This is a genomic window from Rhodoferax sp. P2_H8_2, from assembly GCF_056403235.1.
Window position 1 is genome coordinate 19,608 of the sequence record NZ_JBFUFW010000007.1, and the last position, 12,710, is coordinate 32,317.

The window sequence follows — 12,710 nt, forward strand, 5'->3', positions numbered from 1 at the left end:
TTGTGACGCCCGCGGAACGTGCGTAAGTAGCTATAAATTTGTGAGCAAGCCTCTTTGGTAAGCAATCATGTTCCCTTCCAAACTTGATTCAACGCTTGCTTACGACATCGCCAAGGCGATGATGGATGGCTTCAATCGCCATTACCAGCTGTTCCGCACCGAGTCTGCGCGCGCCAAGCACCGCTTCGAGACGGCCGACTGGCACGGCCAGCAACGAGCGCAGCGGGAACGGATCGAGTTTTACGACCTGCGCGTGCGCGAGGCATCGCGCCGGCTGGAGCGCGAGTTCAAGGCCGGTGAGCAGGGCATGGAGATCTGGCAGCAGATCAAGCTGCACTACATCGGCCTCCTGGTGGACCACCACCAGCCTGAGCTGGCCGAGACCTTTTTCAACTCGGTGACGACCAAGATCCTGCACCGCAGCTATTTTCAGAACGACTTCATTTTTGTGCGCCCGGCCGTCAGTACCGAGTACATCGAGAACGATGAGTCAAAGGTGCGACCCACATACCGTTCGTACTACCCGACGCGTGAAACCATGGCTGACACTTTGCGGCGCATGGTGGAAGAGTTTGATCTGCGCAAGCCCTTTGAAGACCTGCCGCGCGATGCGGGCTATGTGACGGCGGCGATGCTGGAGCGCCTGGTGGACGCCAAGCTGCGCGCCAACTTCCAGATCCAGGTGCTGACCGGCCTGTTCTTTCGCAACAAGGGTTGCTACATCGTTGGCAAGCTGATCAACGGTTTTACCGAATTTCCGTTTGCGCTGCCTGTATTGCACACCAAGGCCGGGGATGGATTGGCGATCGATGCGGCCCTGTTTGGCGAAGACGACCTGCTGATGCTGTTCAGCTTTGCGCGGGCCTACTTCATGGTCGACATGGAGATCCCGTCGGCCTATGTGCAATTTTTGCGCAGCATGATGCCGCGCAAGCCACGCAACGAAATCTACAACGCACTGGGGCTTGCCAAGCAGGGCAAGACGCTGTTCTACCGCGACTTCCTGCACCATCTGCGCCACTCCAGCGACAAGTTCCGCATCGCGCCGGGCATCAAGGGCATGGTGATGCTGGTATTTGATCTGCCCAGCTTTCCGTATGTGTTCAAGGTCATCAAGGACTACTACCCACCGCCCAAAGACACCAGCCGCGAGCAGATCAGCGCCAAGTACCAGTTGGTGAAGCAGCATGACCGCGTCGGCCGGATGGCCGATACGCTGGAGTACAGCGAGGTGGGTTTTCCGCGCGACCGCTTTGACGATGCCCTGATTGCCGAAATAGAGAAGTTTGCGCCCAGCCAGCTGGAGATTAGTGACCGCGATGGCGACGGCGAGGTGGAAGTCATCATCAAGCACCTGTATATCGAGCGCCGCATGATCCCGCTCAATATCTACCTGCAGGAAGCGTTCGACGCGGGCGGTACCGACGCCAGCAACACCGCGCCCACCGCACTGCGCGCCCGTGAGCAGATCGAGCGCGGCGTCATCGAATACGGCAACGCGATCAAGGACATGGTGGCCGCCAACATTTTCCCCGGCGACATGCTGTGGAAGAACTTCGGCATCACGCGCCAGGGCAAGGTCGTGTTCTACGACTACGACGAGATCGAATACATCACCGACTGCACCTTTCGCCGCGTGCCCACACCGCGCAACGAAGAGGACGAAATGTCCGGCGAGGTTTGGTACAACGTCGGCGCCAAAGATGTGTTCCCCGAAACTTTTGGCCCGTTCCTGCTGGGCAACGATTTTGTGCGCGAGGTGTTCATGAAGCACCACGCCGACCTGCTGGACGTGGCCTTCTGGCAAAGCCGCAAGGAGCGGATTGCCACAGGCTATGTGCACGACGTTTTCCCGTATGACCGCGACAAGCGGTTCAGCTTTCAGGAGATGAAGAAATGAGCTACAGAACCGTTTGCGCATTCGCAATCGCCTGTGCCTGTTTGAGCGCATCGGCAGACCCGGCCGCGCCGCCGCAGGCACAGGTCATCCGGGCCGTCGCCAGCCTGGACCGCATGGCCGCCGAATTGATGCAACGCTCGGGCGTGCCAGGCATGGCCATCGCAGTGGTGCAGGGCGACCGCATCCTCTATGCCAAGGGCTTCGGTGTAAGGGCCGTGGGCTCGCCGCAGAAGGTCGATGCGGACACCGTGTTTGCGCTGGCCTCGGTGTCCAAACCGCTGGGCGCCACTGTTGTTGCGCAACAGGTGGGTGCCGGTGTCGTCGCCTGGGACACGCCCGTACGCAAACACCTGCCTTGGTTCACGCCGGGCAACCCTTATGTGAGCGACAACGTGACCATTGGCGACCTCTATGCGCATCGCTCCGGGCTGCCCGATCATGCGGGCGACTCGCTGGAAGAGATGGGCTATTCGCAGGAGCACATCCTGCGTCGCCTGAACCAGTTGCCGCTGACGGCCTTTCGCAGTTCTTATGCCTATGCCAATTACGGCATGACTGCCGCCGCGGAGGCAGTGGCCACCGCTTCCGGCAGCGACTGGGCCAGTCTGTCCGAACGGGTGCTGTACCGCCCCTTGGGCATGGCATCGACCAGTGGCCGATTTGCAGACTTCCTGGCGCGGCCCAACCGGGCGCCAGGCCATGTGAAGGAGAACGGCAGGTTCGTGCTGGGGCCCGAGCGCAGCGGTGCCGGCGAGCAACGCTGGTCGTCCGCCGTCAACACCGACCGCACGCAGGCGACCGGAGGCACCAGTTCCTCGGCCCGCGACATGGCGCGCTGGATGTCGTTTGTGTTGTCAGGTGGCAAGGGACCAGATGGTGCCGTCATCGTGCCGGCGGCTGCGTTGATGCCGGCACTGACACCCAAGTCCATTACGTATGAAGCGAAGGAGCGCGGCAAAAGCGCGGGCCACAATGGCTATGGCTTTTCGCTGGACACCACCGACGCAGGGCGCACGCTGTGGAGCCATTCCGGCGCATTGTCCTGGGGCGCGTCCACCAATGTGAGCATGTTGCCCTCGGCCAACACCGGTATTGTGGTGCTGACCAACACCTGGCCCACCGGCGTGCCCGAGGCACTCGCCGCGCAGTTCAATGACATCGTGCAAACCGGTCGCGTGCAAAAGGACTGGTACCAGCTCTACGCATCGATGTTTGCGCCCTTTTTCAAGCCGCAGGGTGAATTGGCTGGCAAGGCCCGCAGTGCGACGGCTGCGCCAGCCAAAGCCCTGGAGTCCTATGTAGGCAACTACCAGAACGATTACCACGGCACGGCCAGCGTCGTGCGCACCGCCCAAGGCGGGCTGGAGTTACGCCTGGGCCCGGCACCGCACCTAGTCTATGCCCTGCAGCATTGGGATGGAGATACCTTCAGCTTCATGCCAGTCAACGACACGGCTCCACCGGGTTCCATTTCCAAGGCCCAGTTCAGCGGCAACACGCTGACGCTGGAGCATTACAACCACTTCGGTCTGGGAACCTTCGCCCGAACCGCGCCGTAGGTCTTGTGCCTGCAGTGGCACAATTGACGTTTACGTAAACGTCAATTGACGTCCGCCACTCCTTTTCCATTCTTACAAGGAACACCATGTCCGATTCCATCGTCATTACCGGCGCCGCCCGCACCCCCATGGGCGCGTTCCAGGGCGACTTCACATCGCTGTCCGCCCACGACCTGGGCGGCGCAGCCATCAAGGCCGCCGTCGAGCGCGCAGGCATTGCGCCCGAGCTGGTTACTGAAGTTTTATTTGGCAACTGCCTGATGGCTGGCCAGGGCCAGGCGCCAGCGCGCCAGGCGGCGTTCAAGGGCGGCCTGCCCAAGAGCGCGGGCGCGGTGACGCTGTCCAAGATGTGCGGCTCCGGCATGCGCGCGGCGATGTTTGCGCATGACATGCTCTTGGCCGGTAGCCACGATGTGCTGGTGGCGGGCGGCATGGAAAGCATGACCAACGCGCCCTACCTGATGCTTAAGGGTCGCGGCGGTTACCGCATGGGCCACGACAAGATCTATGACCACATGATGCTGGATGGTCTGGAAGATGCCTACGAGGCGGGCCGCTCCATGGGTACCTTCGGCGAAGACTGCGCTGCCAAGTACAGCTTCACCCGCGAACAACAAGACCACTTCGCCACTACCAGCGTACAACGTGCGCAAGCAGCTATCAAATCAGGAGCGTTTGAGGCGGAAATCACCCCTGTCACGGTCAAAACCCGCGCAGGCGAAACCGTGGTGGCTATCGACGAAGGCCCCGGCAAGGCGAGGCTGGACAAGATTCCGGGCCTGAAGCCCGCGTTCAAGAAAGACGGCACGATCACTGCAGCATCCAGCAGCTCGATCAACGACGGCGCCGCCGCACTGGTGATGATGCGCGAAAGCACCGCCACCAAGCTGGGCAGCAAGCCGTTGGCCCGCATCGTCGCCCACACCACCTTCGCGCAAGAGCCCGAATGGTTCTCCACGGCCCCGGTTGGCGCCACACAAAAGCTGCTGGCCAAAGCCGGCTGGAAAGTGGAGGACGTGGATCTGTGGGAGATCAACGAAGCCTTTGCCGTTGTGCCCATGGCGCTGATGAAAGAACTGAACATTCCACACGACAAGGTCAACGTCAACGGCGGTGCTTGCGCTCTGGGTCACCCGATCGGCGCGTCTGGTGCGCGCATCATGGTGACGCTGATCCATGCGCTGAAGGCGCGCGGCTTGAAGAAGGGCGTTGCCACGCTGTGTATCGGTGGTGGTGAAGCCACCGCGGTCGCACTTGAGTTGCTATAAATCCAGTAGCTGCTTACGCACATTCCATGCGCCTTGTGGCCGAATTTGATCTGATTTTTCATTCCTCTGAACGATATGAACATCCTCATCCTCGGTGCATCTCGCGGCATTGGCCTGGAGTTTGTGCAACAGTACCGCGATGCGGGGCACCGCGTCATCGCCACCGCCCGTGACGAGGCGGGGCTGGAGCGCCTGCGTGCACTGGACGCGGTCGCGCTGAAGCTGGACGTGGCCAAGCCAGCCAGTATCAGCGGTTTGGCATGGCAGCTCGATGGCGAGAAAATTGACGTGGCGCTGTATGTGGCCGGCGTGCTGACCCGCGCCGATGCCAGCGCACCGCCCACGCTGCCCGACTTTGACCATGTGATGCACACCAATGTGCTTGGCGCCATGCAGGCGATTCCCCAAGTGGCACCGCTGGTGGAAGCCGCGCAGGGCCGCTTCGGCTTCATCAGTAGCGACATGGGGCAGATCGCCGGCGTGGGCTCCAGCTACAGCTGGACCTACCGCGTAAGCAAGGCGGCCCTCAATATGGCCGTGGCATCCGCAAAGCACGACTACCCCCAGGCCATCTTCGCGGCGCTGTCACCTGGTTGGGTGCAGACCGATATGGGCGGCAGTGGTGCGACCCTGTCTGCACACGACAGCGTGGCCGCCATGCGCCGCACGCTGGGCCAATTGCAGCCCGCGGACAGTGGCCGCTTCTTTGGCATAGACGGCAAGCCGATGGCGGGCTGGTAAGTACATCGTAGAAAAATACCGGAGACAAATATGTTGTTGACCCAAGACCAGGAAATGGTGCGCGACGCGGTGCGCGATTTTGCGCAGGCTGAGCTGTGGCCCAACGCCGCCAAGTGGGACAAGGAACACCACTTTCCCAAAGACGCACACAAGGGCCTTGCCGCGCTGGGTGCGTACGGCATCTGCGTGCCCGAAGAACTGGGTGGCGCGAATCTGGATTACGTCACGCTGGCTTTGGTGCTGGAAGAAATCGCCGCTGGTGATGGCGGCACCAGCACGGTCATCAGCGTGACCAACTGTCCGGTCAACGCGATTCTGATGAAGTACGGCAACGCGGAGCAAAAGAAGAAGTGGCTGACGCCGCTGGCGCAAGGCGAGATGCTGGGCGCGTTTTGCCTGACGGAGCCGCATGTGGGCAGCGATGCCTCTTCATTGCGAACCACCGCCGTCAAAGAAGGCGACGAATATGTCATCAACGGCGTCAAGCAGTTCATCACCAGCGGCAAGAACGGCGATGTCGCCATCGTCATCGCGGTGACCGACAAGGGCGCGGGCAAGAAGGGCATGAGCGCGTTTCTGGTGCCCACCAACGCGCCGGGATACGTCGTCGCGCGGCTCGAAGAGAAGCTCGGCCAACATTCCAGCGATACCGCGCAGATCAACTTCGACAACTGCCGCATCCCCGCCGAGAACCTGATTGGCAAAGAGGGCGAAGGCTATGGCATCGCGTTGGGCGGTCTGGAAGGTGGGCGCATTGGCATTGCCGCGCAAAGCGTGGGCATGGCGCGCAGCGCGTTCGATGTGGCGGTGGCCTATGCCAAAGACCGCCAGAGTTTTGGTCAGCCCATCTTCAACCACCAGGCCGTCGGCTTTCGCCTCGCGGAGTGCGCTACGCAGATCGAAGCGGCGCGCCAGTTGATCTGGCACGCCGCAGCGTTGCGCGACGCGGGTCGCCCATGCCTCAAAGAAGCCGCGATGGCCAAACTGTTTGCCAGCGAAATGGCCGAGAGGGTTTGCAGCGCCGCGATCCAGACGCTGGGCGGCTATGGTTATGTCAACGACTTTCCGGTAGAGCGCATCTACCGCGACGTGCGCGTGTGCCAGATTTACGAAGGCACCTCCGACGTGCAGAAAATCATCATCCAGCGCGCGTTGTGATTTCCTGGGCACTAGACCGCGCCTGCCCTTGCGGCAAGCTGGATGCCAAACGCAAACCCTTGGCGTATGGCAAGTGTTGTGGGCAGTGGCTGGAGAACGATGTGCCCGCGCCTGATGCCGAAAGCCTGATGCGTAGCCGCTACAGCGCGTTTGTGCTGGAGCGTCGCGATTACCTGATGCGCACTTGGTATCCCGGCAAACAACCCGCGTCGCTGGAGTTTGATCCGGGCGTCAAATGGCTGGGGCTGGAAGTGCGCAACCACCGCGTGCTGGACACGAGCCATGCCGAGGTTGAATTCATTGCCCGTCAAAAGCCCGTTGGTGCGCCCGCCGTGCGTCTGCATGAGCGCAGCCGGTTTGTGCTGGAAGCGGGCCGTTGGTACTATGTCGATGGGGATATGCAATAACAAAGGGAGTACCCATGGGAGTTTTCCAGCAACCAGTGCGCGGCCTGTATTGCCTGCGCTGCAGCAGCCGCAAAGTCGTGCGTGGGTCATTGGGCGAAGCGGCTCGCTTCTACCCGCTGCGCGGCGTCATCCGGGCCCTGATGGGCAAGCCTGTTTTCTTCTCCGAATCCGAATCACACGCCTGCCTGGATTGCGGCCTGACCTGGAACGAGGTCGACCCGGCCGCGTTGCGGCGCAATCTGCGGGACTACGGCATTTCGCCGCATAGCACGGGGGTGATGCAGGTGGTTAACGGGGCGCCGGATTGAGCGACTTGGCAGAGGTGGGGACGGATTCTGATGCCAGCGCGGCTTCACTAGTGGAGCGACAGCGGATTTCTTGACTCCTTCACCAGTCGCACATAGCCTGTGTCCTGATTGAAGAATTTCGAGTTGATGGACATGGGGAATTCGGTTTCTGGTAGGTAGCCACGGCTTCTCCAGAAGTTCAACGCTTTGGCGTTGGATAGCGACACGATGGCGCAGGCATACTGACTACCCGGATTCAAACAGGCCTCTGCCATTGACAACGCTTCATGGCCGATGCCCAAACCACGATGTTGGGAATCCAGAAGCAGCAGAGGGAAAATCGATTGTCGAATCTCTGGCGCGTATTGAACAGCAATGACTCCGACAGATTTCGCTATGTGATCCTCGTGGATGATTTCATACACTTTTACTTCTGCGGTTGCCGGCCCGAAGAGGATCTTGAAGAACTCTACGGCCTCGCCCCCGGTACAGGCGTGGCCAAACACCAAGTCCGTGAAGTCACCAGAGCAGTTGAAGATGCTCTGGATGGCATCGATAGATTCCACGGGGATATGCCCTCGTGTGCAATTGAAATCACGCAGAATAGTTCTCATAGATCGCTCCCCTGGCAAATAGCTGAGCTTCTCGTTGGGAAAAGCCAATAACTTGGAAAAAGAAGATCTAGGCTTTAGGAGGATGAAAAATGGAAGTGCAAAAGACCCACTGTGGAAGCACCAAGTCGTGGCTAGCCAAAGTAGCTGCGGGCGAGGATTCCCAGAGTTGCTCGTCCAATGTGTCTTCCACTGTGCCCAGTAGGTGATAACCCAAATTGATATGGCTGGTAGGGTTATCGCCTAAGTCGACGCTTTTCTCAGATCCAACGGAGCATTCTGGGTCAATCGCTAGGCACACGCCGCTATACAGTTCGGCGGCTTCAATAGCCGACTGCACCAGCGTAGGGCCAGCAAGAAACCTCATTGCAAAGACGCATGCAATGAGGATTGACATCAGCGTGCGATGAACGGCTCTGTTTGGCACAACTATTGGTTCCGCAATAGGGGGACGTCCTCCCCCCTTCACCTGAAGAAACTTACTTCTTAGCAGTCTGCTGCATGATAAACGCCATCACCTTAGGCTTGTCATAGGTATCCAAGCCCTCTGCAGCCTCCAGATCGCCCGTATTCTGCGAATGCAACAACTTGCCATCGGCATCCAAGACAAACAAATGCGGGTAGCCCTTGACCTTGGGCCATTGGGACAGCAGTTCGACGTTCTTGTTGTCGGGTGACCAGTTCACCTTGACCCAGACGAAGTTCTTGTCCAGCGCGGATTTGACGTCGGCGTTGGTGTTGATGAACTTGTCCAGAAAGTGGCACCACTTGCACCATTCGCCGCCCACATCCACGATCACGCGCTTGCCTTGTGCCTTGGCCAATGCGGTTGCGGTGCGCACGTCTTTGGCGGCGTCGCGCTGGGGGTCGAATTTAGCGGGCAGTTCCTGGGCAAAAGCACTCAGGGAAAACACGGTCAGCGCGAGGGCGCCAAGAAGGCTTCGAATGGTGGACATAGGTCTGTGGCTGGGTTACAAGCTGAGAATTAAACGAATGGGCGTAACGATATCTCATCCCGACGATGGTCGTCCGGGTGGGGTTGATCTGTCACAATTGACGTTTACGTAAACGTCAACTCGGGTGCAGCCAAAAGCAGCGCCATCTGGAGCATCGATGCCGGTACTGGAATCCAAACTCAATCCCCGCTCGGCGGATTTCGTGGCCAATGCCACGGCCATGCGCGCGCTGGTCGCCGACCTGAACGCGCAGATTGACAAAGCGGCGCTGGGCGGCGGCGAGGCGGCCCGCGCCAAGCACACGGCCCGCGGCAAGCTGCTGCCGCGCGACCGCGTGGGCATGCTGCTGGACCCCGGCACACCCTTCCTCGAACTCTCCCCTTTGGCCGCGCTGGCGATGTACCCGGACCGCGACGGTAGCGACAGTGCGCCTTGCGCCGGTGTGATCGCCGGTATTGGCCGTGTCAGTGGCGTGGATTGCATGATCGTCTGCAACGACGCCACCGTGAAGGGCGGTACCTACTACCCGTTGACAGTGAAGAAGCACTTGCGCGCGCAGGAAGTTGCGGCGCAGAACAACCTGCCTTGCATTTACCTCGTTGACTCTGGTGGCGCGAACCTGCCGAACCAAGACGAGGTGTTCCCCGACCGTGACCACTTTGGTCGCATCTTCTTCAATCAGGCGAATATGAGCGCGCAGGGCATTTCCCAAATCGCCGTGGTGATGGGTTCGTGCACGGCGGGCGGCGCCTATGTGCCCGCGATGAGCGACGAAACCATCATCGTCAAGAACCAGGGAACGATCTTCCTGGGCGGCCCGCCGCTGGTGAAAGCGGCGACGGGTGAGGTGGTGACGGCGGAAGACCTGGGTGGTGGCGATGTGCACACGCGGCTGTCCGGAGTGGCCGATCATCTGGCGCAGAACGATCTGCACGCGCTGTCTCTGGCCCGCGAAGCGATTGCAAATTTGAATAGAAACAAGCCCGTAGCGCCCGCCACAAAGGCGCAAGCAGCTCCTAGATATGTAGCGGACGAGTTGTACGGCGTGATCCCGACGGATACGCGCAAGCCGTTTGACGTGCGCGAAATCATCGCCCGCATCGTTGACGGCTCGGAAATGCACGAGTTCAAGCCGCGCTATGGCACTACGCTGGTCTGTGGCTTTGCGCATATCGAAGGCATGCCCGTGGGCATCATCGCCAACAACGGCATTCTGTTCAGCGAATCGGCCCTGAAGGGCGCGCACTTTATCGAACTGTGCTGCCAGCGCAAGATTCCATTGGTGTTCCTGCAGAACATCACCGGCTTCATGGTGGGCCGCAAATACGAGAACGAAGGCATTGCCCGCAACGGCGCGAAGATGGTGACGGCAGTGGCAACGGCTGCGGTGCCGAAGTTCACGATCATCATCGGCGGCAGTTTTGGCGCAGGCAACTACGGCATGTGCGGCCGTGCCTATTCACCGCGCTTTTTGTGGATGTGGCCGAACGCCCGTATTTCGGTGATGGGCGGTGAGCAGGCGGCCAGCGTGCTGGCCACCGTCAAGCGCGACGGCATTGAAGGTAAGGGCGGCGCTTGGAGCACGGACGAAGAGGAAGCCTTCAAGGCACCGATCCGCCAGCAATACGAAGTGCAGGGCCACCCCTACTTTGCGACGGCGCGCCTGTGGGATGACGGCATCATCGACCCAGCCGACACGCGCCGCGTGCTGGCGCTGGGCTTGTCAGCTTCGCTGAACGCGCCGATTCCGGAAACCAAGTTCGGCGTGTTCCGGATGTGATGGGGAAGAAGAAAAATGTTTAACAAAATCCTTATTGCAAACCGCGGAGAGATCGCCTGCCGTGTTGCGGCAACTGCGCGCCGCATGGCCATCAAGACGGTGGCTGTGTATTCCGATGCTGACGCGAATGCCAAGCACGTTGCGGCCTGCGACGAAGCCATCCATATCGGCGGTAGCGCACCCAAGGACAGCTACCTACGCTGGGAAAAAATCATTGAAGCTGCCAAGGCCACGGGCGCGCAAGCGATTCACCCGGGCTATGGTTTCTTAAGCGAGAACGAAGAGTTCGCTCAAGCCTGCGCCAAAGCGGGGCTGGTATTCATCGGCCCGCCCGCGTCGGCGATCCTCGCAATGGGCCTGAAGGCCGAATCCAAACAGCTGATGGAAAAAGCCGGCGTACCGCTGGTGCCCGGCTACCACGCTGCCGACCAGGACCCTGCGCTGCTGCAGCGCGAGGCGGATCGCATTGGCTACCCGGTGCTGATCAAGGCCAGCGCTGGCGGCGGTGGCAAGGGCATGCGTGCGGTGGACAAGGCGGCTGACTTTGCGGCGGCACTGGCAAGCTGCAAGCGCGAAGCGATCAACAGCTTTGGCGATGACGCGGTGCTGATCGAGAAGTATGTGCAACGCCCGCGCCATATCGAGATTCAGGTGTTTGGCGACACGCATGGCAATTACGTCTACCTGTTCGAGCGCGACTGCTCAGTGCAGCGCCGCCACCAGAAGGTGCTGGAAGAAGCCCCCGCCCCGGGCATGACGGAAGCCTTCCGCAAGCAGATGGGGGAAGCCGCAGTGGCAGCAGCGCGCGCCGTGAATTACGTAGGCGCTGGTACGGTCGAATTCATCGTCGAACAAAAGCCCGATGGCGCCATGACCTTCTTCTTCATGGAGATGAACACGCGCTTGCAGGTGGAGCATCCGGTGACCGAAGCCATCACCGGGCAGGATCTGGTGGAGTGGCAATTGCGCGTGGCGTCTGGCGAGAAGCTGCCGTTGCAGCAAATCGATTTGAAGATTCTGGGTCACGCGATCGAGGCGCGTATTTGTGCCGAGAACCCGGACAACAACTTCCTGCCCGCGACTGGAACGCTGCATGTCTATGGTCTGCCCGAGCATGTGACGTTTGAGCGCGCGCCGCATAGCGTGCGTGTGGACGCTGGCGTGCGCCGGGGCGACACGATCAGTCCTTTCTACGACTCCATGGTGGCCAAGCTGATCGTGCACGGCGCGACGCGCGAGGAAGCGCTGGCGCGCATGGACGCGGCACTGGCGCAAACGCATATCGTGGGATTGGCGACCAACGTGCAGTTCCTGCGCCATGTGGTGACCAGCCCGTCGTTTGCAAACGCAAATCTGGACACCGCGCTGATTCCGCGCGAGGCGGATCGCTTGTTCAACCAGGATAAGGTGGGTCTGCCTTTGGCTGTTGCCGCCTTGGTGGCACAGACGCTGACAGATGAGGCTACCGCGGCGGCGCGGCCTGACGCATCCGGATGGGTGGACCCGTGGGCGCGGCGCGATGGCTGGCGTTCGCATGGTCCTTCGGTGCGGAGCTTCTCAATTGAGTATGCGGGCACTGCTCACACAGCGCAGTTCACGCGCCTGCACGATGGCGCGCTCACGCTGGCTGTCGATGGAAACACGGCCGCGTTGCGGTTTTCGTCAACGACAACGGGCGCGATCGACCTGCATTACGGTACGCAGCGCGTCATTGCGAATGTCTATAGAAATGGCGAGACAGCGCACGTATTCACTTCGCTGGGCGCTAACCAAATCGTAGCCATTGACGCACTGGCGCATGCGGGCGAAACCCAGGCCGAAGGCGGTCGTCTGACCGCGCCGATGCCGGGCAAGGTCGTGTCGTTTGCGGTGAAGGCGGGCGATGCCGTGAAGAAGGGCCAGGCGCTGGCAGTGATGGAGGCCATGAAGATGGAGCACACGATTGCCGCGCCGGCGGACGGCACCGTGGCCGAACTGTTGTTCGCGCCGGGCGATCAGGTCACTGAAGGCTCCGAGCTGCTGCGCATGGAGGCGGCAAGCTGA

The 12,710-nt window shown here is 60.7% G+C and carries 11 protein-coding genes; 9 read left to right on the forward strand and 2 right to left on the reverse strand.

Going from position 1 to position 12,710, the window contains the following annotated elements; translation table 11 throughout:
- Positions 1–67: 67 nt before the first annotated feature.
- The 7 genes from aceK to AC1DV6_RS13205 all read left to right on the forward strand — a co-directional run bounded on the left by aceK (position 68) and on the right by AC1DV6_RS13205 (position 7,341).
- A complete protein-coding gene (aceK, locus tag AC1DV6_RS13175; protein WP_477978050.1) occupies positions 68–1,900 on the forward strand; it encodes a bifunctional isocitrate dehydrogenase kinase/phosphatase in 1,833 nt (610 codons plus the stop codon).
- Positions 1,897–3,459: a serine hydrolase gene (locus AC1DV6_RS13180; RefSeq protein ID WP_477978052.1), complete on the forward strand. Its 1,563-nt coding sequence runs from the start codon at positions 1,897–1,899 to the stop codon at positions 3,457–3,459. The genes aceK and AC1DV6_RS13180 overlap by 4 nt, the downstream gene beginning before the upstream one ends.
- A gap of 86 nt (positions 3,460–3,545) precedes the next feature.
- Positions 3,546–4,727 (forward strand): acetyl-CoA C-acyltransferase, encoded by a 1,182-nt coding sequence (locus AC1DV6_RS13185; protein ID WP_477978054.1) that lies wholly within the window; start codon positions 3,546–3,548, stop codon positions 4,725–4,727.
- A gap of 75 nt (positions 4,728–4,802) precedes the next feature.
- Positions 4,803–5,468, forward strand: coding sequence for an SDR family oxidoreductase (locus tag AC1DV6_RS13190; protein ID WP_477978056.1), 666 nt, complete (start codon positions 4,803–4,805; stop codon positions 5,466–5,468).
- Positions 5,469–5,498: 30 nt separating this feature from the next.
- Positions 5,499–6,626: an acyl-CoA dehydrogenase family protein gene (locus AC1DV6_RS13195; protein ID WP_477978058.1), complete on the forward strand. Its 1,128-nt coding sequence runs from the start codon at positions 5,499–5,501 to the stop codon at positions 6,624–6,626.
- Positions 6,623–7,033 carry a YchJ family protein gene (locus AC1DV6_RS13200; RefSeq protein ID WP_477978060.1) on the forward strand — a complete coding sequence of 137 codons (411 nt, stop codon included), beginning with the start codon at positions 6,623–6,625 and terminating at the stop codon, positions 7,031–7,033. Before AC1DV6_RS13195 ends, AC1DV6_RS13200 begins: the two co-directional genes overlap by 4 nt.
- Before the next feature lie 14 nt (positions 7,034–7,047).
- Positions 7,048–7,341 carry a hypothetical protein gene (locus AC1DV6_RS13205; RefSeq protein WP_477978062.1) on the forward strand — a complete coding sequence of 98 codons (294 nt, stop codon included), beginning with the start codon at positions 7,048–7,050 and terminating at the stop codon, positions 7,339–7,341.
- Between the two features lie 47 nt (positions 7,342–7,388).
- Here the strand turns inward: AC1DV6_RS13205 and AC1DV6_RS13210 are convergent, their stop codons facing one another.
- Together AC1DV6_RS13210 and AC1DV6_RS13215 are read right to left on the reverse strand one after the other, a co-directional pair.
- On the reverse strand, positions 7,389–7,934 hold the full coding sequence (locus AC1DV6_RS13210) for an N-acetyltransferase (RefSeq protein ID WP_477978064.1): 546 nt from the start codon (positions 7,932–7,934) through the stop codon (positions 7,389–7,391).
- A 476-nt stretch (positions 7,935–8,410) separates the two neighbouring features.
- Positions 8,411–8,887, reverse strand: coding sequence for a thioredoxin family protein (locus tag AC1DV6_RS13215; protein ID WP_477978066.1), 477 nt, complete (start codon positions 8,885–8,887; stop codon positions 8,411–8,413).
- Positions 8,888–9,044: 157 nt separating this feature from the next.
- On the opposite strand from AC1DV6_RS13215, the gene AC1DV6_RS13220 reads away from it, so the two are divergent.
- Positions 9,045–10,667 carry a carboxyl transferase domain-containing protein gene (locus AC1DV6_RS13220; RefSeq protein WP_477978068.1) on the forward strand — a complete coding sequence of 541 codons (1,623 nt, stop codon included), beginning with the start codon at positions 9,045–9,047 and terminating at the stop codon, positions 10,665–10,667.
- A 15-nt stretch (positions 10,668–10,682) separates the two neighbouring features.
- On the forward strand, positions 10,683–12,710 hold the full coding sequence (locus tag AC1DV6_RS13225; RefSeq protein WP_477978070.1) for an acetyl/propionyl/methylcrotonyl-CoA carboxylase subunit alpha: 2,028 nt from the start codon (positions 10,683–10,685) through the stop codon (positions 12,708–12,710).

Bases quoted from the DNA above. Each gene is read 5' to 3' on its own strand.
- AC1DV6_RS13210 (WP_477978064.1), bottom strand. From the start codon at position 7,934: ATGAGAACTATTCTGCGTGATTTCAATTGCACACGAGGGCATATCCCC.
- AC1DV6_RS13190 (WP_477978056.1), top strand. From the start codon at position 4,803: ATGAACATCCTCATCCTCGGTGCATCTCGCGGCATTGGCCTGGAGTTT.
- aceK (WP_477978050.1), top strand. From the start codon at position 68: ATGTTCCCTTCCAAACTTGATTCAACGCTTGCTTACGACATCGCCAAG.
- AC1DV6_RS13195 (WP_477978058.1), top strand. From the start codon at position 5,499: ATGTTGTTGACCCAAGACCAGGAAATGGTGCGCGACGCGGTGCGCGAT.
- AC1DV6_RS13180 (WP_477978052.1), top strand. From the start codon at position 1,897: ATGAGCTACAGAACCGTTTGCGCATTCGCAATCGCCTGTGCCTGTTTG.
- AC1DV6_RS13225 (WP_477978070.1), top strand. From the start codon at position 10,683: ATGTTTAACAAAATCCTTATTGCAAACCGCGGAGAGATCGCCTGCCGT.
- AC1DV6_RS13185 (WP_477978054.1), top strand. From the start codon at position 3,546: ATGTCCGATTCCATCGTCATTACCGGCGCCGCCCGCACCCCCATGGGC.
- AC1DV6_RS13205 (WP_477978062.1), top strand. From the start codon at position 7,048: ATGGGAGTTTTCCAGCAACCAGTGCGCGGCCTGTATTGCCTGCGCTGC.
- AC1DV6_RS13220 (WP_477978068.1), top strand. From the start codon at position 9,045: ATGCCGGTACTGGAATCCAAACTCAATCCCCGCTCGGCGGATTTCGTG.
- AC1DV6_RS13215 (WP_477978066.1), bottom strand. From the start codon at position 8,887: ATGTCCACCATTCGAAGCCTTCTTGGCGCCCTCGCGCTGACCGTGTTT.